Here is a 17,078-nt window from a genome sequence, read left to right on the forward strand (position 1 = left end):
GTACGACAAGCCTCGGACGTCAGGCGTCCTTGGACTCCTCCGCCGGAGCCTCGGTGGCCTCGGCCTCGGGGGCCTCGTCCTTCTTGAGGTCCGCGACGGCCTGGTCGCCGGCGGCGTCCTTCGCGGTGCGCTTGGTGGCGGCCTCGGCCTCGCCGACCGCCTCCTGCTGCACGGTCAGGGCCTCGACCAGCTCGATGACCGCCATCGGGGCGTTGTCGCCACGACGGTTGCCGATCTTGGTGATGCGGGTGTAGCCACCCGGCCGGTTCTCGTAGCGCGGCGCGATCTCGGTGAAGAGAGTGTGCACGACGCTCTTGTCACGGATGGACTGGAGCACCAGACGGCGGTTGTGAAGGTCGCCCTTCTTCGCCTTGGTGACCAGCTTCTCCGCGACCGGGCGCAGGCGGCGGGCCTTCGCCTCGGTGGTGGTGATCCGGCCGTGCTCGAACAGCGCGGTGGCGAGGTTCGCCAGCAGAAGCCGCTCGTGCGCAGCGCTGCCGCCCAGACGGGCGCCCTTGGTGGGCTTCGGCATTGTGTATCTCCTAGATGTCTGCACCGGCCGTATCAGGTACCGGTGTCAGTTACCGACGAGCGAACGCCCGCCGGAAGTATCAGTACTGCTCGGTCTCGACGAACCCGGCGTCCGCGTCGTCGTCCGCGCCGAAGGCGTCGGCGGCGGCGGTCGGGTCGAATCCGGGCGGGCTGTCCTTGAGCGCGAGGCCCATACCGGCCAGCTTCGCCTTGACCTCGTCGATCGACTTGGCGCCGAAGTTGCGGATGTCGAGCAGGTCCGCCTCGGACCGCGCGACCAGCTCACCCACGGAGTGGATGCCCTCGCGCTTGAGGCAGTTGTACGACCGGACCGTGAGCTCCAGCTCCTCGATCGGCAGCGCCAGATCCGCGGCCAGGGCGGCGTCCGTCGGGGACGGGCCCATGTCGATGCCCTCGGCGTCCACGTTCAGCTCGCGGGCCAGGCCGAACAGCTCGACCAGGGTCTTACCGGCCGACGCCATGGCGTCGCGCGGGCGCATGGCCTGCTTGGTCTCGACGTCGACGATCAGCTTGTCGAAGTCGGTGCGCTGCTCGACACGGGTCGCCTCGACCTTGTAGGTGACCTTGAGCACCGGCGAGTAGATCGAGTCGACCGGAATCCGGCCGATCTCCTGGCCGACCTGCTTGTTCTGGACGGCGGAGACATAGCCGCGACCGCGCTCGACGGTCAGCTCCATCTCCAGCTTGCCCTTGCCGTTCAGCGTGGCCAGGACCAGGTCCGGGTTGTGCACCTCGACACCGGCCGGCGGTGCGATGTCGGCGGCGGTGACCAGACCCGGGCCCTGCTTGCGCAGGTACATCACGACCGGCTCGTCGTGCTCCGAGGAGACGACCAGCTGCTTGATGTTGAGGATCAGGTCGGTGACGTCCTCCTTGACGCCCGGCACGGTGGTGAACTCGTGCAGGACCCCGTCGATCCGGATGGACGTGACCGCCGCACCGGGGATCGAGGAGAGGAGCGTACGACGCAGGGAGTTTCCGAGGGTGTAGCCGAAGCCCGGCTCCAGCGGCTCGATCACGAACCGGGAGCGGAACTCGTCGACGACCTCTTCGGTCAACGAGGGACGCTGAGCGATCAGCATGGGGTTTCCTCCAGTCTCCGGCGCCCGCTATTTGACGCCGAACCCTTCAATGGTACGGGCGGTACGTGCCAAACGGCGCCGTACCGCCCGTATCGTCCCGCTCTACTACTTCGAGTAGAGCTCGACGATCAGCTGCTCCTGCACCTGGGTGTCGATCACCTGGCGCTCGGGCATCGAGTGCACGAGGATGCGCAGCTGCGACGGAATGGCCTCCAGCCACGCCGGCACCGTGCGCTCGCCCGCCTCGGCCACGGCCACCTGGAAGGGGGTCATGGTCCGGGACTTCGCACGCACCTCGATGATGTCGTTCACGGCGACGCGGGCCGACGGGATGTCGGTCTTGACGCCGTTCACGGTGAAGTGGCCGTGACGCACCAGCTGACGGGCGTGGTCCCGGGACTTGGCGAAGCCCGCCCGGTAGACCACGTTGTCCAGCCGCGTCTCGAGGATGCGAAGAAGGTTCTCACCGGTCTTGCCGGACTTCTTGTTCGCCTCCGCGTAGTAGCCACGGAACTGCTTCTCAAGGACCCCGTAGATGCGGGTCGCCTTCTGCTTCTCTCGGAGCTGCAGCAGGTACTCGCTGTCCTTGGTGCGCCCGCGACCGTGCTCACCCGGGGGGTAAGGACGGATCTCGATCGGGCACTTTGCGCTCTCGCACTTGCTCCCCTTGAGGAAGAGCTTCTGCTTTTCCCGACGGCAACGCTTGCAGTCGGCCCCGGTGTAACGCGCCATTTTCTAGTTGTCTCCTACTTCAGCCGGTCAGACGCGCCGGCGCTTGGGCGGGCGGCATCCGTTGTGCGGAGTCGGAGTGACGTCCTGGATCGAACCCACCTCCAGGCCGGTGGCCTGGAGCGAGCGGATCGCGGTCTCACGGCCGGAGCCCGGACCCTTGACGAACACGTCGACCTTGCGCATGCCGTGCTCCTGCGCGCGGCGGGCGGCCGACTCGGCGGCCATCTGCGCGGCGAACGGAGTGGACTTGCGCGAGCCCTTGAAGCCGACGTGGCCGGCCGAGGCCCAAGAAATCACGTTCCCGGTCGGGTCCGTGATCGAAACGATGGTGTTGTTGAACGTGCTCTTGATGTGAGCGTGCCCGTGGGCGACGTTCTTCTTCTCCTTGCGGCGCACCTTCTTGGCGCCGGCCGTCCTGCTCTTCGGAGGCATTCCTGAATTCTCCCGTGGAGGTGGTCGGTCCTACAGCTCGGACCGCTTGGCAGCGTCCGGTGCGGACTACTTCTTGCCCGGCTTCTTCTTACCGGCGATCGCGCGACGCGGGCCCTTGCGGGTGCGGGCGTTGGTGCTGGTGCGCTGGCCGTGGACCGGCAGGCCGCGGCGGTGACGCAGGCCCTGGTAGCAGCCGATCTCCACCTTGCGGCGGATGTCGGCCTGAATCTCACGACGGAGGTCACCCTCGGTCTTGATGTTGCTGTCCACGTACTCGCGGATCTTGACCAGGTCCTCTTCGGCCAGGTCGCGAACGCGGGTGTCCGGGTTCACACCGGTGTTGGCGAGCGTCTGCTGGGCAAGGGTGCGACCGATGCCGAAGACGTAGGTGAGGGCGACCTCGACGCGCTTTTCGCGCGGGAGATCAACGCCTGCAAGGCGTGCCATGAATCTGGCTCCAGGTGGTTGTCGGAGGTCTTCCACAGCACCACTCCCAGCCGGTCGGGCCGGGTCCCCGGCCTCCGACCGGGGGTGTCGTCCCCGATGTCATGACAACGGTGACGGGAACGGGTGACTGCGTATGTACGTACAGTTATGCGTCGCGCGAAGATTGCTGCGAGAAGTGCAGGTCTATCGGCCGGCGTGCGTCAGCCCTGGCGCTGCTTGTGGCGCAGGTTGTCGCAGATGACCATGACCCGGCCGTGGCGGCGGATCACCTTGCACTTGTCGCAGATCTTCTTGACGCTCGGCTTGACCTTCATGGTGTGAGGTTCTCCGGGTCGTGAGATCTACTTGTAGCGGTAGACGATCCGTCCGCGCGTGAGGTCGTACGGAGACAGCTCCACGACAACCCGGTCATCCGGCAGGATGCGGATGTAGTGCATACGCATCTTGCCGCTGATGTGCGCGAGGACCTTGTGACCGTTCTGAAGCTCCACCTTGAACATCGCGTTCGGCAGAGACTCGATCACGGTGCCCTCGATTTCGATGGCGCCTTGCTTCTTGGCCATGTCCTGCTTTCGGGATCGGCTACCTTGATCGGCTCGCCACATGCGGGAGGGCATGCGTGAGCCGACGTGTCAGTCTACGTCAGGGCATCCCGAAACACGAATCCGGGGCAGCATGCCCGGATTCCACGGTGTTTATGCCAAAGAAGATCACGCAGGGCGACGGGGCCGGGACGGTTCAGGCCAGCGGGTCCGGCGCGGTCTCCACGCCCAGCTCGGCCAGCTTCGCCTTGCCGCCGTCCACCGCGGTCAGCACCAGCGGGCCCTCCTCGGTCAGCGCGACCGAGTGCTCCCAGTGGCTGGACCAGGTGCCGTCGTCCGTCTTGACGGTCCAGTCGTCGGCCAGGACGTGCGTCTTCGCGGTGCCGAGGCTCACCATCGGCTCGATCGCGATGCAGAAGCCGGGCACCAGCTTCGGGCCCTTGCCGCGCTTGCGGGAGACGTAGTTCAGCAGATGCGGGTCCATGTGCATCTGGCTGCCGATGCCGTGGCCGCCGTAGTCCTCGATGATCCCGTACTTGCCGGAGGCGGGACGCGGCTGGCGCCGGATGTAGCCCTCGATCGCCTTGGAGATGTCGAGCAGCCGGTTGCCCTTGCGGACCGCGGCGATCCCGGCCCACATCGACTCCTCGGTGACCCGGCTCAGCTCGTGCAGCTCCGGGGCGTGGCCCTCGCCGACGAAGACGGTGAAGGCGGCGTCCCCGTGCCAGCCGTCGATGATCGCGCCCGCGTCGATGGAGATGATGTCGCCGTCCGCGAGGACGGTCTCGCGGTCCGGGATGCCGTGCACGACGACGTCGTTCACCGACGTGCAGATGGTCGCGGGGAAGCCGCCGTAGCCCAGGAAGTTCGACTTGGCGCCGTGGTCGGCGATCACCTTGCGGGCGACGTCGTCCAGGTCCTTGGTGGAGGCGCCGGGCACGGCGGCCGCACGCGTCGCCTCGTGGATGGCGGCGACGACCAGCCCCGCCTCACGCATCTTCGCGATCTGCTCGGCCGTCTTGATCTCCACCATGGGTGCCTTCCGGGATTCCGTCGTCTTGGCTTATCTGCTCAACAGTACGGCCGCGGTGCCCAACGGGCGCCGCGGCCGTACTGTTCTGGTCCTCGCGGCCGTCAGGCCGCCTTGGCCGCCAGGGCGCCCATCGCGCGCTGCGTGACCTCGGGCACCGCGCCGAGCGCCGGGATCGTCACGACCTGGCCCTTGGCCCTGTAGTAGTCGATGATCGGCTCGGTCTCGCGGTGGTAGACCTCGAGGCGCTTGCGGACGGTTTCCTCGCTGTCGTCCTCGCGCTGGTACAGCTCACCGCCGCACACGTCGCACACGCCCTCGGTCTCGGGCTTCTTGTACTCCACGTGGAAGGTGTGCGCGCTGTCGTTGCGGCAGGTACGGCGGCCGGCGATGCGCTTGACCACCTCGTCCTCCGGGACCTCCAGGTCCAGGACCGCGTCCAGCGTCAGCTCGTTGGCCCGCAGGAAGGCGTCCAGCGCCTCGGCCTGGGCCAGGTTGCGCGGGAAGCCGTCGAGCAGGAAGCCGCCCGACGCGTCCGGCTGACCCATCCGGTCCTCGGCCATGCCGACGGTGACCTCGTCCGGTACCAGCTGGCCGGCCCGCATGTACTCCTGCGCCTGCTTGCCGAGCGGTGTGCCCTGGCTGATGTTCGCGCGGAACAGGTCGCCCGTGGAGATGTGCGGGATCGACAGGTTTTTGGCCAGATACGCGGCCTGCGTACCCTTGCCCGCTCCAGGAGGCCCGACGAGGACGATTCGCATCAGCGGAGGAACCCTTCGTAGTGTCGCTGCTGAAGCTGGCTCTCGATCTGCTTCACGGTCTCCAGGCCGACACCCACGATGATCAGGATGCTCGTGCCGCCGAACGGGAAGTTCTGATTGGCATTGAGCGTCACCAGCGCCACCGTGGGCACCAGGGCGATCAGACCCAGATAGAGCGCACCCGGCCACGTGATGCGGTTCAGCACGTAGCTCAGATACTCAGCAGTGGGACGACCAGCCCGAATACCCGGGATGAACCCACCATACTTCTTCATGTTGTCGGCAACTTCTTCGGGGTTGAAGCTGATGGCGACGTAGAAGAACGCGAAGAAGACGATCAGCAAGAAGTACGCGGTGATGTAGATCGGGTGGTCGCCCTTGACCAGGTTCTGCGAGATCCAGTTCGCCCAGCCCGCCTTGGACTGGCTGAACTGAACGATCAGCGCCGGAATGTAGAGCAGGGACGAGGCGAAGATCACGGGGATCACACCCGCCTGGTTCACCTTCATCGGGATGTAGGTGGACGTGCCGCCGTAGCTGCGACGGCCGATCATCCGCTTGGCGTACTGCACCGGGATGCGGCGCTGCGCCTGCTCGACGAAGACCACCAGGCCGACCATGGCCAGACCACAGACGATCACCAGGCCGAACTCCAGCCAGCCGTCCATGATCTTGCCCTGCTGCTTGATGCTCCACATGGCGCTGGGGAAACCGGCGGCGATCGAGACGAACATCAGGATCGACATGCCGTTGCCGATGCCGCGGTCGGTGACCAGCTCACCGAGCCACATGATCAGCGCGGTGCCGGCGGTCATCGTGATGACCATCACGGCGGTGGTGAAGATCGAATCGTCCCGGACGATCTGACCGCCGACCGGGCAGCTCTGGAACAGCGAACCGCTGCGCGCGGTGGCGACCAGGCCGGTGCCCTGGAGGATCGCGAGCGCGACGGTCAGGTAACGGGTGTACTGCGTGATCTTCGCCTGCCCGGTCTGGCCCTCTTTCTTGAGGGCCTCCAGACGCGGAATCACCACGGTCAGCAGCTGCAGGATGATGCTCGCCGTGATGTACGGCATGATCCCGAGCGCGAAGATGGTGATCTGGAGCAGTGCGCCACCACTGAACATGTTGACCAGGCCGAACAGCCCCTGCTGGCCCTTGGCCAAGTCCATGCACGTCTGGACGTTCTTGTAGTCGATGCCCGGGATCGGGACATGTTGCCCGAGCCGGAACAGCACAATGATGCCCAGCGTGAACAGCAGCTTCTTGCGCAGGTCGGGCGTCTTGAACGCCCGGGCGAACGCGGTGAGCACGGTGCCTCCTGCGCCCCCCGCGGTTCGTTGCGCGAGAGGTGACGGTCTTGAGGATCGACGAATACTTATCAGCCAGGACCCGCACGGAGACGTACCGCGCGGAAGGTAACAACGCACGCCACCTTACCGGCGCCCTGGCCCCCCTAGGAACGACCAACCGGGGATGCCCCGAATCTGGGGCATCCCCGGCCAGTTTCGCACGTTGCTCAGACGAGCTCGGTGACAGTGCCGCCGGCAGCGGTGATCTTCTCCTTGGCGGAGCCGGAGACGGCGTCGACCGTCACCTGGAGCGCCACGGAGACCTCACCGGAGCCCAGCACCTTGACGAGCTGGTTCTTGCGCACCGCACCCTTGGCGACCAGGTCGGCCACCGTGACCTCGCCACCCTGCGGGTAGAGCGCGGCCAGCTTGTCCAGGTTCACGACCTGGTACTCGGTGCGGAAGGGGTTCTTGAAGCCCTTCAGCTTCGGAAGCCGCATGTGGAGGGGCATCTGCCCACCCTCGAAGCGCTCCGGAACCTGGTAGCGGGCCTTGGTGCCCTTGGTACCACGACCAGCGGTCTTACCCTTGGACGCCTCACCACGACCCACACGGGTCTTGGCGGTCTTGGCGCCCGGGGCGGGCCGGAGGTTGTGGACCTTCAGCGGGTTGTTCTCCGCCATGTCAGTCGACCTCCTCGACCGTCACGAGGTGCCGCACGGTGGTCGCCATGCCGCGGAACTCGGGGCGGTCCTCCTTGACAACCACGTCGCCGAGCTTCTTCAGCCCGAGCGAACGCAGGGTGTCGCGGTGGTTCTGCTTGCTGCCGATGTACGACTTCGTCTGCGTGATCTTGAGGCGGGCCATGCTCACACACCCACCCCGGCACGCGCCCGCAGCAGAGCGGCGGGAGCGACGTCCTCGAGCGGCAGACCACGACGGGCGGCGATCTCCTCGGGGCGCTGAAGGCCCTGCAGAGCGGCTCGCGTGGCGTGCACGATGTTGATCGGGTTCGACGAGCCGAGCGACTTGCTCAGCACGTCGTGGATGCCCGCGCACTCCAGAACGGCACGCACCGGGCCACCGGCGATCACACCGGTACCGGGGGACGCCGGCTTGAGCAGCACGACACCCGCGGCCTCCTCACCCTGGATCGGGTGCGGGATGGTGCCGGCGATCCGGGGGACCTTGAAGAAGTGCTTCTTGGCCTCCTCCACGCCCTTGGCGATCGCGGCCGGCACCTCCTTGGCCTTGCCGTAACCGACACCCACGGTGCCGTCACCGTCGCCCACCACGACCAGCGCGGTGAAGCTGAAGCGACGACCACCCTTCACAACCTTGGCGACGCGGTTGATCGCGACAACACGCTCGACGTAAGCGGTCTTCTCGGCAGCTGCGCCGCCGTCCCGCCGGTCCTTCCGGTCCCGCCGCTCGCCGCCACCGGCGCCGCCACCGCGGCGCTGGGGTCCAGCCATTGGATTTACCTCTCTCGTTTCCGCATTGCGTTGGAACCGGGGCTCAGAACTGCAGCCCGGCCTCACGGGCAGCGTCCGCCAGGGCGGCGATGCGCCCGGCGTACCTGTTGCCACCGCGGTCGAACACGACGGCCTCGACACCCGCGGCCTTGGCCCGCTCGGCGACCAGGGCGCCGACCTGCTTGGCCTGGGCGCTCTTGTCACCCTCTCCGCCACGGATGGAGGTGTCCAGGGTCGACGCCGAGGCCAGCGTGTGGCCTGCGATGTCGTCGATGACCTGGGCCACCATGTGACGGTTGGAGCGCGTCACGACGAGGCGGGGGCGCTCCGGCGTGCCGGACACCCGCTTGCGGACGCGGATGTGACGGCGCTTGACGGCCGCGGCCTTGCGCGCGTCGCCCTTAGCGATCTTCACACCGTATGTCATGGCTTACTTACCAGCCTTTCCGACCTTGCGGCGGATGACCTCGCCCGCGTACTTGACGCCCTTGGCCTTGTACGGGTCCGGGCGGCGCAGCTTGCGGATGTTCGCGGCGACCTCGCCGACCTTCTGCTTGTCGATACCCTCGACGCTCAGCTTGGTCGGGGATTCCACCTTGAAGGAGATGCCCTCGGGGGCCTCCACCAGGATCGGGTGGCTGTAGCCCAGCGAGAACTCCAGGTTGGAGCCCTTCGCCTGGACGCGGTAACCGACACCGCTGATCTCGAGCGCCTTGCTGTAGCCCTGGGTCACGCCGGTGATCATGTTCGCCACCAGCGTGCGGGACAGGCCGTGGAGGGCCTTGTTCTGACGCTCGTCGTTCGGGCGGGTGACAACGAGAGAGTTGTCCTCACCCTTGGCGACATCGATCGGCGCGGCGACGGTGTGCGAGAGAGAGCCCTTGGGGCCCTTCACGGCGACCGTGCGGCCATCGATGGTGACGTCCACACCAGCGGGAACCTGGATGGGCAGCTTGCCAATGCGCGACATGTGCTTCCTCCGTTCCCTGGTTACCAGACGTAGGCGAGGACTTCCCCACCCACGCCCTTCTTGCCGGCCTGCTTGTCGGTGAGGAGCCCGTGCGACGTGGAGATGATCGCCACGCCCAGGCCGCCGAGCACCTTCGGCAGGTTGGTGGACTTTGCGTAGACCCGCAGGCCCGGCTTCGAAATCCGCTTGATGCCGGCGATCGAGCGCTCGCGGTTCGGACCGAACTTCAGCTCGAGGGTGAGGTTCTTGCCGACCTCGGCGTCCTCGACCTTCCAGCCGGTGATGTAGCCCTCCTGCTGGAGGATCTCCGCGATGTGCGACTTGATCTTGCTGTGGGGCATCACGACGGAGTCGTGGTACGCCGAGTTCGCGTTTCGCAGACGCGTCAGCATGTCTGCGATCGGATCGGTCATGGTCATGATGGCCTTCGGCCTCTCTCGCCGGGGTTTCCTGTATGCGCCATCCCTCTCACCCATCTCACGGTGGGCACGGGTGCGGCGCGGGGACCTACGGCGTAGTAAGGATTCTGGGCGGCGAGCGCCCAACCCTTCCACTCTACGGGAGTGAACGGGCGGGCCTCGCCATCCATTGCTTACCGAGAGCCCGGTTACCAGCCCTTAAGGGCCGGTTACCAGGAGCTCTTGGTCACGCCCGGCAGCTCGCCACGGTGAGCCATCTCACGAAGGCACACGCGGCACAGGCCGAACTTGCGGTACACGGAGTGCGGACGGCCGCAGCGCTGGCAGCGGGTGTAGCCGCGCACGCCGAACTTCGGCTTGCGGGCGGCCTTCGCAATGAGAGCCTTCTTCGCCACGGCTCACGCCTCCTTGAACGGGAAGCCGAGGTGACGCAGCAGGGCCCGGCCCTCTTCGTCGTTGGTCGCCGTGGTCACCACGGTGATGTCCATACCCCGGACGCGGTCGATCTTGTCCTGGTCGATCTCGTGGAACATGACCTGCTCCGTGAGACCGAAGGTGTAGTTGCCCCGGCCGTCGAACTGCTTCGGCGACAGACCGCGGAAGTCGCGGATGCGCGGCAGCGCGAGCGACACCAGGCGGTCCAGGAACTCCCACATGCGGTCACCGCGGAGGGTGACGTGGGCACCGATCGGCTGGCCCTCACGCAGCTTGAACTGCGCGATGGACTTACGGGCCTTGGTGACGGCCGGCTTCTGGCCGGTGATCGTGGTGAGGTCGCGGATGGCGCCCTCGATCAGCTTGGAGTCGCGGGCGGCGTCGCCCACACCCATGTTGACCACGACCTTGGTGAGGCCCGGGATCTGCATGACGTTCCCGTACGAGAACTGCTCCTGCAGCTTGCCCTGGATCTCTTCGCGGTAGCGCGTCTTGAGACGCGGTGCGTTGGTGGTGGCAGTCATCAGATGTCCTCACCGGTCCGCTTGGCAACGCGGATCTTGTTGCCCTCGTCGTCGAAGCGGTACCCGACGCGGGTGACAACCTTGTTGCCGTCCTTCTCCACCACGAGCTGGACGTTGCTCACGTGGATCGGGGCCTCGGTCGTCACGATGCCGCCGGTCTTCGACCCACGAGCGGTCTGTCCGGCCTTGGTGTGCTTCTTGACCCGGTTGACACCCTCGACCAGGACCCGGTCCTCGCGGGGGAAGGCCGCGATGACCTTGCCCTGCTTGCCCTTGTCCTTACCGGTGATGACCTGGACCAGGTCGCCCTTCTTGATCTTCATCGGTTACAGCACCTCCGGCGCGAGGGAGATGATCTTCATGAACTTCTTCTCGCGCAGCTCACGGCCCACGGGGCCGAAGATACGGGTGCCGCGGGGGTCGCCATCGTTCTTGAGGATGACGGCCGCGTTCTCGTCGAAGCGGATGTACGAACCGTCCGGGCGGCGGCGCTCCTTCACGGTGCGCACGATGACCGCCTTGACGACGTCACCCTTCTTCACGTTGCCACCGGGGATCGCGTCCTTCACGGTGGCGACGATGACGTCACCAATGCCCGCGTAGCGGCGACCCGAGCCACCGAGAACACGGATGCAAAGGATTTCCTTCGCCCCCGTGTTGTCGGCGACGCGCAGTCGCGACTCCTGCTGGATCACGTCTATCTCCTGATCGTCTGCCGGTTCCCGGCAGGGGCTCGGCACTCACCGTGCGAGCCCCTGCCAAGCCTGGCGGAACTGTCCTGCGGGCTGCTGCCCGCAGGAATTACTTGGCCTTCTCGAGGATCTCGACGACGCGCCAGCGCTTCGTCGCGGACAGCGGCCGGGTCTCCATCAGGAGGACGCGGTCGCCGACACCCGCGGCGTTCTGCTCGTCGTGCGCCTTGAGCTTGTTGGTACGGCGGATGACCTTGCCGTACAGCGCGTGCTTGACGCGGTCCTCGACGGCGACGACGACGGTCTTGTCCATCTTGTCGCTGACGACCAGACCCTCGCGGGTCTTGCGGAAGCCGCGGCTCTGCGTTGCGTTCTCAGTCACATTCGTCTCGCTCATCAGGCGCTCTCCACCGTCTCGATGCCGAGCTCGCGCTCCCGCATCAGGGTGTAGATCCGGGCGATGTCCTTGCGGACGGCCTTCAGCCGGCCGTGGTTCTCGAGCTGTCCGGTCGCCGCCTGGAAACGGAGGTTGAACAGCTCTTCCTTGGCCTCACGCAGCTTGCCAACGAGGTCCTCGTTGTTCAGCTCACGCAGCTCGGACGCCTTGGTACCGGCCGCCATCACGACTCACCTGCCTCGCGCCGCACGATCCGGCACTTCATCGGGAGCTTGTGAGCAGCGCGGGTGAGCGCCTCACGCGCAGTCTTCTCGTTCGGGTAGGACAGCTCGAACATCACCCGACCGGGCTTGACGTTCGCGACCCACCACTCCGGCGAGCCCTTACCGGAACCCATGCGGGTCTCGGCGGGCTTCTTCGTCAGCGGACGGTCCGGGTAGATGTTGATCCAGACCTTGCCGCCACGCTTGATGTGGCGGGTCATCGCGATACGAGCGGCCTCGATCTGACGGTTCGTGACGTACGCCGGGGTGACGGCCTGGATGCCGTACTCGCCGAACGCCAGCTCCGTGCCGCCCTTGGCCATGCCGGACCGCTTGGGGTGGTGCTGCTTGCGGTGCTTGACCCTGCGAGGGATCAGCATGTCGGTCAGGCCTCCGTTCCGGTGCTCTCAGCAGCCGGAGCAGCGGCAGCGGCCTCGGCCTTGGGGGCCTCGGCAGCGGCGTTCTGCTGCTGCGGCTTACGGCCACGGCCGCCACGCTCGCCACCACGGCGCTGCGGACGGTCGCTGCCGCGCGACGGGCGGTTGCCGGCGCGGGCGGCGGCGTTCTCGGCGCGGACCTCGGCGATGTTCTTGACGTCGCCCTTGTAGATCCACACCTTGACGCCGATGCGGCCGAAGGTGGTCTTGGCCTCGAAGAAGCCGTAGTCGACATTCGCGCGGAGCGTGTGCAGGGGCACGCGGCCCTCGCGGTAGAACTCCGAGCGGGACATCTCGGCGCCGCCGAGACGGCCACCACACTGGATCTTGATGCCCTTGGCACCGGCCTTCATCGTGGACTGCATGCTCTTACGCATCGCACGACGGAAGGAGACGCGGGAGGACAGCTGCTCGGCGACGGCCTGGGCCACCAGCTGAGCGTCCACCTCGGGGTTCTTGACCTCGAGGATGTTCAGCTGCACCTGCTTGCCGGTGAGCTTCTCCAGCTCGCCACGGATACGGTCGGCCTCCGCGCCGCGGCGGCCGATCACGATGCCCGGCCGGGCGGTGTGGATGTCGACGCGGACGCGGTCACGGGTGCGCTCGATCTCCACCTTGGAGATACCGGCGCGCTCCATGCCCTTCGTCATCATCCGGCGGATGGCGACGTCTTCCTTGACGTAGTCCTTGTACAGCTTGTCGGCGTACCAGCGCGACTTGAAGTCGGTGGTGATGCCGAGCCGGAACCCGTGCGGGTTAACCTTCTGGCCCATTACCGGGTTCCTTCCTTGCTGCTGACGACCACGGTGATGTGGCTGGTCCGCTTGCGGATCCGGTAGGCGCGGCCCTGGGCGCGCGGACGGAACCGCTTCAGGGTCGGGCCCTCGTCGACGTAGGCCTCGGAGATGACGAGGCTGTCGGCGTCGGTGTGGTCGTAGTTGTGCGCGGCGTTGGCGATGGCGCTGTCCAGCACCTTGCCGACGGGCACGCTCGCGGCCTGCGGGGCGAAACGCAGGACCGCCTGAGCCTCCGTGGCGCCCATGCCACGAATGAGGTCCACCACGCGGCGGGCCTTCATGGGCGTGACGCGGATGTACCGCGCCTGGGCCCTGGCTTCCATGGTTGTCCCTTCGGTGTCAGTCATGAGTCATTTCCGCCGATCAGCGACGACGCGACTTGCGGTCGTCCTTCTCGTGGCCGCGGAAGGTGCGGGTCGGCGCGAACTCGCCGAGCTTGTGGCCGACCATCGACTCGGAGACGAACACCGGGACGTGCTTACGGCCGTCGTGCACCGCGATCGTGTGTCCGAGCATGGCCGGGACGATCATCGAGCGGCGGGACCAGGTCTTGATGACGTTCTTGGTGCCGGCTTCGTTCTGAACATCCACCTTCTTGATCAGGTGGTCGTCGACGAAGGGCCCCTTCTTGAGACTACGCGGCATCTAAACCCGCTCCTAGCGCTTCTTGTTCGTCTTGCGGCGGCGGACGATGTACTTGTTGCTGGCCTTCTTCGGCGAGCGCGTACGGCCCTCCTTCTGACCCCACGGCGAGACCGGGTGGCGACCACCGGAGGTCTTGCCCTCACCACCACCGTGCGGGTGGTCGACGGGGTTCATGACCACACCACGAACGGTCGGGCGGACGCCCTTCCAGCGCATGCGGCCGGCCTTGCCCCAGTTGATGTTCGACTGCTCGGCGTTGCCGACCTCGCCGACGGTGGCGCGGCAGCGGACGTCGACCAGGCGGATCTCACCGGACGGCATACGAAGGTGGGCCATGGAGCCCTCCTTCGCCAGCAGCTGCACGGAGGCACCCGCGGAGCGGGCGAACTTCGCGCCGCCACCGGGCCGGAGCTCGATCGCGTGCAGCGTGGTACCAACCGGGATGTTGCGCAGCGACAGGTTGTTGCCCGGCTTGATGTCGGCCCCGGGGCCGTTCTCGATCCGGTCGCCCTGCTTCAGGCCACGCGGGGCGAGGATGTAGCGCTTCTCGCCGTCCACGTAGTGCAGCAGCGCGATGCGCGCGGTGCGGTTGGGGTCGTACTCGATGTGCGCGACCTTCGCCGGGATGCCGTCCTTGTCGTGACGGCGGAAGTCGATGACGCGGTACGCACGCTTGTGACCGCCACCCTGGTGGCGGACCGTGATGCGACCGGCGTTGTTACGACCGCCCTTGCTGTGCAGCGGGCGGACCAGCGACTTCTCCGGCGTGGACCGCGTGATCTCGACGAAGTCGGCGACGCTGGAGCCACGACGGCCCGGGGTCGTCGGCTTGTACTTGCGGATACCCATTTCTCAGTCCTCGGAATATTCCGGACTTCTGGACGATTCCGGCCTCCGTCAGGAGGTCGGGCCGCCGAAGATGTCGATACGGTCGCCCTCGGCAAGGGTCACGATGGCGCGCTTGGTGTCCTTGCGCTTGCCGTAACCGGTGCGGGTGCGCTTGCGCTTGCCCTGCCGGTTGATCGTGTTGACCCCGGTGACCTTGACCGAGAAGACCGCCTCGACGGCCTGCTTGATCTGGGTCTTGTTCGCGCGCGGGTCGACGATGAACGTGTACTTGTTCTCGTCCAGCAGCGCGTAGCTCTTCTCCGAGACCACCGGCTTGACGAGAACGTCGCGGGGGTCGGTGAAGGTCTTGCTGGTGACAGCGGTCGCCTCACTCATCAGGCGGCGCTCCCTTCGGTCTTCTCAGCGGCCTTGGGACCAGCCACGAAGGACTCGAAGGCGGCCTTGGTGAAGACCACGTCATCGGAGACGAGCACGTCGTACGTGTTCAGCTGGCCCGGCTCCAGGATGTGCACCTGGGGCAGGTTGCGGGCGGACAGCCACGCGGCCTCGTCGCTCCGCTCGGCGACCAGCAGCACGTGCTTGCGCTCGCTGATCTTGCCCAGCAGGGCCTTCGCGGCCTTGGTGGAGATGTCGCCCTCGACCACGCCGGTCACGACGTGAACGCGGCTGTGGCGCGCCCGGTCCGAGAGGGCTCCGCGCAGCGCGGCGGCCTTCATCTTCTTCGGGGTGCGCTGGCTGTAGTCGCGCGGCACGGGGCCGTGCACGACGCCACCGCCGGCGAACTGCGGCGCGCGGGTCGAGCCCTGACGGGCCCGGCCGGTGCCCTTCTGGCGGTACGGCTTCTTGCCACCGCCGCGGACTTCACCGCGGGTCTTGGTCTTGTGCGTGCCCTGACGGGCAGCGGCCAGCTGTGCGACGACGACCTGGTGGATCAGCGGAATGCTGACCTGCGCGTCGAAGATCTCCGTGGGGAGTTCGACGGTCCCGGCCTTGTCGCCCGCCGGCGAAAGGATGTCAATGGTGCTCATCGGTTACCTCAGGCCCCCTTGGCCGCGGTACGGACCAGGACGAGGCCGCCGTTCGGACCAGGAACCGCTCCCTTGATCAGGAGCAGACCCTTCTCCGCGTCAACGGCATGGACGGTCAGGTTCTGGGTGGTGACCCGCTCGTTGCCCATGCGGCCCGCCATGCGCAGGCCCTTGAACACGCGGCCCGGGGTGGCGCAGCCACCGATCGAGCCCGGCGAGCGGTGCTTGCGCTGGGTGCCGTGGCCGGCGCCGAGGCCGCCGAAGCCGTGGCGCTTCATGACACCGGCGGTGCCCTTGCCCTTGCTGGTGCCGGTCACGTCGACCTTCACACCGGACTCGAACACCTCGGCGGTGACCTCCTGGCCGAGCGTGTACTCACCGGCGTCGGCGGTACGCAGCTCCACCAGGTGGCGGCGCGGGGTGACGTCCGCCTTGGCGAAGTGGCCCTTGAGGGGCTTGTTCACCTTGCGGGGGTCGATCTCGCCGAAGGCGATCTGGACGGCGTCGTAGCCGTCGGCGTCATCGGTACGGACCTGGGTCACGACGCAGGGACCGGCCTTGACGACGGTGACCGGGACGACACGGTTGTTCTCGTCCCAGACCTGCGTCATGCCGAGCTTCTCGCCCAGGACGCCCTTGATCTGCTTAGCCATCTCGCGCGTCACCTCAGAGCTTGATCTCGATGTCGACGCCCGCCGGCAGGTCGAGACGCATGAGCGAGTCGACGGTCTTCGGCGTGGGGTCGAGGATGTCGATGAGGCGCTTGTGCGTACGCATCTCGAAGTGCTCGCGCGAGTCCTTGTACTTGTGCGGCGACTTGATGACGCAGTACACGTTCTTCTCTGTGGGCAGCGGCACCGGGCCCGCGACCGACGCACCAGTGCGGGTCACCGTCTCGACGATCTTCTTCGCCGAGGAGTCGATGACCTCGTGGTCGTAGGCCTTGAGCCGGATGCGGATCTTCTGTCCCGCCATGGCTACTTCGTAGTCCTGTCTCTCGTAACGCTCTGGGACCCGGCGGCGTTCGCGGCCCTCCCACCCCACTCCCGACCCACGCGGTCGGGCGTGTCGCGCCCCTTCCCGTAAATCTCCACAGAAGAGATCCCTGGTGAAGGGGGTTGGTCGGGGGAGAGAGTCACCCACCGGGCGCCTGGCTGGGGCCCCGCTGACACTTCCCGGAAGATTCCCGTACTTCCGCCCCTGATCAGAGGCGACGAGTACTGCGGGACTCGCTTCCAGTCCTCCCGGCGGGAGGCGCGCAGCATCGGCACTCAACC

General features: G+C 66.8%; 31 protein-coding genes. All 31 read right to left on the bottom strand.

Annotated features, from left to right (window positions below):
• Positions 1 to 19: 19 nt before the first annotated feature.
• The 31 genes from rplQ to rpsJ all read right to left on the bottom strand — a co-directional run bounded on the left by rplQ (position 20) and on the right by rpsJ (position 16,776).
• The gene (gene rplQ, locus ACFZCY_RS12750) at positions 20 to 532 is read right to left on the bottom strand and encodes a 50S ribosomal protein L17 (RefSeq protein ID WP_391171807.1); all 513 of its coding nucleotides are present in this window, start codon (positions 530 to 532) and stop codon (positions 20 to 22) included.
• Between the two features lie 79 nt (positions 533 to 611).
• Entirely contained in the window at positions 612 to 1,634 is a 1,023-nt protein-coding gene (locus ACFZCY_RS12755; protein ID WP_009715858.1) for a DNA-directed RNA polymerase subunit alpha, read from the bottom strand.
• 105 nt (positions 1,635 to 1,739) lie between these two features.
• Positions 1,740 to 2,366 (bottom strand): 30S ribosomal protein S4, encoded by a 627-nt coding sequence (gene rpsD, locus ACFZCY_RS12760; protein ID WP_055556112.1) that lies wholly within the window; start codon positions 2,364 to 2,366, stop codon positions 1,740 to 1,742.
• 27 nt (positions 2,367 to 2,393) lie between these two features.
• Positions 2,394 to 2,798 (bottom strand): 30S ribosomal protein S11, encoded by a 405-nt coding sequence (rpsK, locus tag ACFZCY_RS12765; RefSeq protein WP_009715860.1) that lies wholly within the window; start codon positions 2,796 to 2,798, stop codon positions 2,394 to 2,396.
• A gap of 66 nt (positions 2,799 to 2,864) precedes the next feature.
• On the bottom strand, positions 2,865 to 3,245 hold the full coding sequence (gene rpsM / locus ACFZCY_RS12770; protein WP_391171811.1) for a 30S ribosomal protein S13: 381 nt from the start codon (positions 3,243 to 3,245) through the stop codon (positions 2,865 to 2,867).
• 200 nt (positions 3,246 to 3,445) lie between these two features.
• Entirely contained in the window at positions 3,446 to 3,559 is a 114-nt protein-coding gene (gene rpmJ, locus ACFZCY_RS12775) for a 50S ribosomal protein L36 (RefSeq protein WP_003956441.1), read from the bottom strand.
• Between the two features lie 27 nt (positions 3,560 to 3,586).
• On the bottom strand, positions 3,587 to 3,808 hold the full coding sequence (infA, locus tag ACFZCY_RS12780; protein ID WP_003956442.1) for a translation initiation factor IF-1: 222 nt from the start codon (positions 3,806 to 3,808) through the stop codon (positions 3,587 to 3,589).
• A gap of 175 nt (positions 3,809 to 3,983) precedes the next feature.
• Positions 3,984 to 4,820, bottom strand: coding sequence for a type I methionyl aminopeptidase (gene map / locus ACFZCY_RS12785; protein WP_391171813.1), 837 nt, complete (start codon positions 4,818 to 4,820; stop codon positions 3,984 to 3,986).
• 101 nt (positions 4,821 to 4,921) lie between these two features.
• Complete coding sequence (locus tag ACFZCY_RS12790; RefSeq protein ID WP_391171815.1) at positions 4,922 to 5,578, bottom strand: adenylate kinase; 657 nt, start codon at positions 5,576 to 5,578, stop codon at positions 4,922 to 4,924.
• Complete coding sequence (gene secY, locus ACFZCY_RS12795; RefSeq protein WP_391171817.1) at positions 5,578 to 6,891, bottom strand: preprotein translocase subunit SecY; 1,314 nt, start codon at positions 6,889 to 6,891, stop codon at positions 5,578 to 5,580. The genes ACFZCY_RS12790 and secY overlap by 1 nt, the downstream gene beginning before the upstream one ends.
• A gap of 206 nt (positions 6,892 to 7,097) precedes the next feature.
• Positions 7,098 to 7,553, bottom strand: coding sequence for a 50S ribosomal protein L15 (gene rplO / locus ACFZCY_RS12800; RefSeq protein WP_059148967.1), 456 nt, complete (start codon positions 7,551 to 7,553; stop codon positions 7,098 to 7,100).
• Position 7,554: 1 nt separating this feature from the next.
• Positions 7,555 to 7,737, bottom strand: coding sequence for a 50S ribosomal protein L30 (gene rpmD, locus ACFZCY_RS12805; RefSeq protein WP_009715866.1), 183 nt, complete (start codon positions 7,735 to 7,737; stop codon positions 7,555 to 7,557).
• A 2-nt stretch (positions 7,738 to 7,739) separates the two neighbouring features.
• The gene (gene rpsE / locus ACFZCY_RS12810; protein WP_009715867.1) at positions 7,740 to 8,345 is read right to left on the bottom strand and encodes a 30S ribosomal protein S5; all 606 of its coding nucleotides are present in this window, start codon (positions 8,343 to 8,345) and stop codon (positions 7,740 to 7,742) included.
• A gap of 43 nt (positions 8,346 to 8,388) precedes the next feature.
• Positions 8,389 to 8,772 carry a 50S ribosomal protein L18 gene (rplR, locus tag ACFZCY_RS12815; RefSeq protein WP_391171820.1) on the bottom strand — a complete coding sequence of 128 codons (384 nt, stop codon included), beginning with the start codon at positions 8,770 to 8,772 and terminating at the stop codon, positions 8,389 to 8,391.
• A 3-nt stretch (positions 8,773 to 8,775) separates the two neighbouring features.
• Positions 8,776 to 9,315: a 50S ribosomal protein L6 gene (gene rplF / locus ACFZCY_RS12820; RefSeq protein WP_055556101.1), complete on the bottom strand. Its 540-nt coding sequence runs from the start codon at positions 9,313 to 9,315 to the stop codon at positions 8,776 to 8,778.
• A gap of 20 nt (positions 9,316 to 9,335) precedes the next feature.
• Positions 9,336 to 9,734, bottom strand: coding sequence for a 30S ribosomal protein S8 (gene rpsH, locus ACFZCY_RS12825; protein WP_055556099.1), 399 nt, complete (start codon positions 9,732 to 9,734; stop codon positions 9,336 to 9,338).
• Positions 9,735 to 9,943: 209 nt separating this feature from the next.
• Positions 9,944 to 10,129: a type Z 30S ribosomal protein S14 gene (locus tag ACFZCY_RS12830; RefSeq protein ID WP_003948630.1), complete on the bottom strand. Its 186-nt coding sequence runs from the start codon at positions 10,127 to 10,129 to the stop codon at positions 9,944 to 9,946.
• 3 nt (positions 10,130 to 10,132) lie between these two features.
• The gene (gene rplE / locus ACFZCY_RS12835; RefSeq protein WP_055556097.1) at positions 10,133 to 10,693 is read right to left on the bottom strand and encodes a 50S ribosomal protein L5; all 561 of its coding nucleotides are present in this window, start codon (positions 10,691 to 10,693) and stop codon (positions 10,133 to 10,135) included.
• Positions 10,693 to 11,016: a 50S ribosomal protein L24 gene (rplX, locus tag ACFZCY_RS12840; protein ID WP_014054173.1), complete on the bottom strand. Its 324-nt coding sequence runs from the start codon at positions 11,014 to 11,016 to the stop codon at positions 10,693 to 10,695. Before rplX ends, rplE begins: the two co-directional genes overlap by 1 nt.
• A 3-nt stretch (positions 11,017 to 11,019) precedes the next feature.
• Positions 11,020 to 11,388: a 50S ribosomal protein L14 gene (gene rplN, locus ACFZCY_RS12845; RefSeq protein WP_003998823.1), complete on the bottom strand. Its 369-nt coding sequence runs from the start codon at positions 11,386 to 11,388 to the stop codon at positions 11,020 to 11,022.
• A 106-nt stretch (positions 11,389 to 11,494) separates the two neighbouring features.
• Positions 11,495 to 11,782 (bottom strand): 30S ribosomal protein S17, encoded by a 288-nt coding sequence (gene rpsQ, locus ACFZCY_RS12850; RefSeq protein ID WP_055556095.1) that lies wholly within the window; start codon positions 11,780 to 11,782, stop codon positions 11,495 to 11,497.
• Entirely contained in the window at positions 11,782 to 12,006 is a 225-nt protein-coding gene (rpmC, locus tag ACFZCY_RS12855) for a 50S ribosomal protein L29 (protein WP_009715874.1), read from the bottom strand. Before rpmC ends, rpsQ begins: the two co-directional genes overlap by 1 nt.
• On the bottom strand, positions 12,006 to 12,425 hold the full coding sequence (gene rplP / locus ACFZCY_RS12860; RefSeq protein WP_009715875.1) for a 50S ribosomal protein L16: 420 nt from the start codon (positions 12,423 to 12,425) through the stop codon (positions 12,006 to 12,008). Before rplP ends, rpmC begins: the two co-directional genes overlap by 1 nt.
• A gap of 5 nt (positions 12,426 to 12,430) precedes the next feature.
• Positions 12,431 to 13,255: a 30S ribosomal protein S3 gene (gene rpsC / locus ACFZCY_RS12865; protein ID WP_391171826.1), complete on the bottom strand. Its 825-nt coding sequence runs from the start codon at positions 13,253 to 13,255 to the stop codon at positions 12,431 to 12,433.
• Entirely contained in the window at positions 13,255 to 13,602 is a 348-nt protein-coding gene (gene rplV, locus ACFZCY_RS12870) for a 50S ribosomal protein L22 (protein ID WP_039938067.1), read from the bottom strand. The genes rpsC and rplV overlap by 1 nt, the downstream gene beginning before the upstream one ends.
• Before the next feature lie 40 nt (positions 13,603 to 13,642).
• A complete protein-coding gene (rpsS, locus tag ACFZCY_RS12875; protein WP_009715878.1) occupies positions 13,643 to 13,924 on the bottom strand; it encodes a 30S ribosomal protein S19 in 282 nt (93 codons plus the stop codon).
• A gap of 12 nt (positions 13,925 to 13,936) precedes the next feature.
• Entirely contained in the window at positions 13,937 to 14,773 is an 837-nt protein-coding gene (rplB, locus tag ACFZCY_RS12880; protein ID WP_391171829.1) for a 50S ribosomal protein L2, read from the bottom strand.
• Positions 14,774 to 14,821: 48 nt separating this feature from the next.
• A complete protein-coding gene (gene rplW / locus ACFZCY_RS12885) occupies positions 14,822 to 15,148 on the bottom strand; it encodes a 50S ribosomal protein L23 (protein ID WP_009715880.1) in 327 nt (108 codons plus the stop codon).
• On the bottom strand, positions 15,148 to 15,801 hold the full coding sequence (gene rplD / locus ACFZCY_RS12890) for a 50S ribosomal protein L4 (RefSeq protein WP_361483018.1): 654 nt from the start codon (positions 15,799 to 15,801) through the stop codon (positions 15,148 to 15,150). The genes rplW and rplD overlap by 1 nt, the downstream gene beginning before the upstream one ends.
• Positions 15,802 to 15,809: 8 nt before the next feature.
• Positions 15,810 to 16,454: a 50S ribosomal protein L3 gene (gene rplC, locus ACFZCY_RS12895; protein WP_046086844.1), complete on the bottom strand. Its 645-nt coding sequence runs from the start codon at positions 16,452 to 16,454 to the stop codon at positions 15,810 to 15,812.
• Between the two features lie 13 nt (positions 16,455 to 16,467).
• A complete protein-coding gene (gene rpsJ, locus ACFZCY_RS12900) occupies positions 16,468 to 16,776 on the bottom strand; it encodes a 30S ribosomal protein S10 (RefSeq protein ID WP_003948644.1) in 309 nt (102 codons plus the stop codon).
• Positions 16,777 to 17,078: the final 302 nt, after the last annotated feature.

The sequence above is a fragment of the Streptomyces sp. NPDC007983 genome (assembly GCF_042958345.1).
Lineage (GTDB): Bacteria > Actinomycetota > Actinomycetes > Streptomycetales > Streptomycetaceae > Streptomyces.

Excerpts from the sequence above, each read along its gene's own strand:
- rpsC (WP_391171826.1), bottom strand. The coding sequence starts at position 13,255 with ATGGGCCAGAAGGTTAACCCGCACGGGTTCCGGCTCGGCATCACCACC.
- rpsE (WP_009715867.1), bottom strand. The coding sequence starts at position 8,345 with ATGGCTGGACCCCAGCGCCGCGGTGGCGGCGCCGGTGGCGGCGAGCGG.
- rplW (WP_009715880.1), bottom strand. The coding sequence starts at position 15,148 with ATGAGTGAGGCGACCGCTGTCACCAGCAAGACCTTCACCGACCCCCGC.
- rplF (WP_055556101.1), bottom strand. The coding sequence starts at position 9,315 with ATGTCGCGCATTGGCAAGCTGCCCATCCAGGTTCCCGCTGGTGTGGAC.
- rpsM (WP_391171811.1), bottom strand. The coding sequence starts at position 3,245 with ATGGCACGCCTTGCAGGCGTTGATCTCCCGCGCGAAAAGCGCGTCGAG.
- rpsS (WP_009715878.1), bottom strand. The coding sequence starts at position 13,924 with ATGCCGCGTAGTCTCAAGAAGGGGCCCTTCGTCGACGACCACCTGATC.
- rpmD (WP_009715866.1), bottom strand. The coding sequence starts at position 7,737 with ATGGCCCGCCTCAAGATCACGCAGACGAAGTCGTACATCGGCAGCAAG.
- rplR (WP_391171820.1), bottom strand. The coding sequence starts at position 8,772 with ATGACATACGGTGTGAAGATCGCTAAGGGCGACGCGCGCAAGGCCGCG.
- infA (WP_003956442.1), bottom strand. The coding sequence starts at position 3,808 with ATGGCCAAGAAGCAAGGCGCCATCGAAATCGAGGGCACCGTGATCGAG.
- rpmC (WP_009715874.1), bottom strand. The coding sequence starts at position 12,006 with ATGGCGGCCGGTACCAAGGCGTCCGAGCTGCGTGAGCTGAACAACGAG.
- rplO (WP_059148967.1), bottom strand. The coding sequence starts at position 7,553 with ATGGCGGAGAACAACCCGCTGAAGGTCCACAACCTCCGGCCCGCCCCG.
- rplQ (WP_391171807.1), bottom strand. The coding sequence starts at position 532 with ATGCCGAAGCCCACCAAGGGCGCCCGTCTGGGCGGCAGCGCTGCGCAC.
- rpsQ (WP_055556095.1), bottom strand. The coding sequence starts at position 11,782 with ATGAGCGAGACGAATGTGACTGAGAACGCAACGCAGAGCCGCGGCTTC.
- rpsK (WP_009715860.1), bottom strand. The coding sequence starts at position 2,798 with ATGCCTCCGAAGAGCAGGACGGCCGGCGCCAAGAAGGTGCGCCGCAAG.
- rplB (WP_391171829.1), bottom strand. The coding sequence starts at position 14,773 with ATGGGTATCCGCAAGTACAAGCCGACGACCCCGGGCCGTCGTGGCTCC.
- rplD (WP_361483018.1), bottom strand. The coding sequence starts at position 15,801 with ATGAGCACCATTGACATCCTTTCGCCGGCGGGCGACAAGGCCGGGACC.
- map (WP_391171813.1), bottom strand. The coding sequence starts at position 4,820 with ATGGTGGAGATCAAGACGGCCGAGCAGATCGCGAAGATGCGTGAGGCG.
- rpsH (WP_055556099.1), bottom strand. The coding sequence starts at position 9,734 with ATGACCATGACCGATCCGATCGCAGACATGCTGACGCGTCTGCGAAAC.
- ACFZCY_RS12790 (WP_391171815.1), bottom strand. The coding sequence starts at position 5,578 with ATGCGAATCGTCCTCGTCGGGCCTCCTGGAGCGGGCAAGGGTACGCAG.
- rpmJ (WP_003956441.1), bottom strand. The coding sequence starts at position 3,559 with ATGAAGGTCAAGCCGAGCGTCAAGAAGATCTGCGACAAGTGCAAGGTG.
- rplC (WP_046086844.1), bottom strand. The coding sequence starts at position 16,454 with ATGGCTAAGCAGATCAAGGGCGTCCTGGGCGAGAAGCTCGGCATGACG.
- rplP (WP_009715875.1), bottom strand. The coding sequence starts at position 12,425 with ATGCTGATCCCTCGCAGGGTCAAGCACCGCAAGCAGCACCACCCCAAG.
- rplE (WP_055556097.1), bottom strand. The coding sequence starts at position 10,693 with ATGACTGCCACCACCAACGCACCGCGTCTCAAGACGCGCTACCGCGAA.
- rpsJ (WP_003948644.1), bottom strand. The coding sequence starts at position 16,776 with ATGGCGGGACAGAAGATCCGCATCCGGCTCAAGGCCTACGACCACGAG.
- ACFZCY_RS12755 (WP_009715858.1), bottom strand. The coding sequence starts at position 1,634 with ATGCTGATCGCTCAGCGTCCCTCGTTGACCGAAGAGGTCGTCGACGAG.
- rpsD (WP_055556112.1), bottom strand. The coding sequence starts at position 2,366 with ATGGCGCGTTACACCGGGGCCGACTGCAAGCGTTGCCGTCGGGAAAAG.
- rplV (WP_039938067.1), bottom strand. The coding sequence starts at position 13,602 with ATGGAAGCCAGGGCCCAGGCGCGGTACATCCGCGTCACGCCCATGAAG.
- rplX (WP_014054173.1), bottom strand. The coding sequence starts at position 11,016 with ATGAAGATCAAGAAGGGCGACCTGGTCCAGGTCATCACCGGTAAGGAC.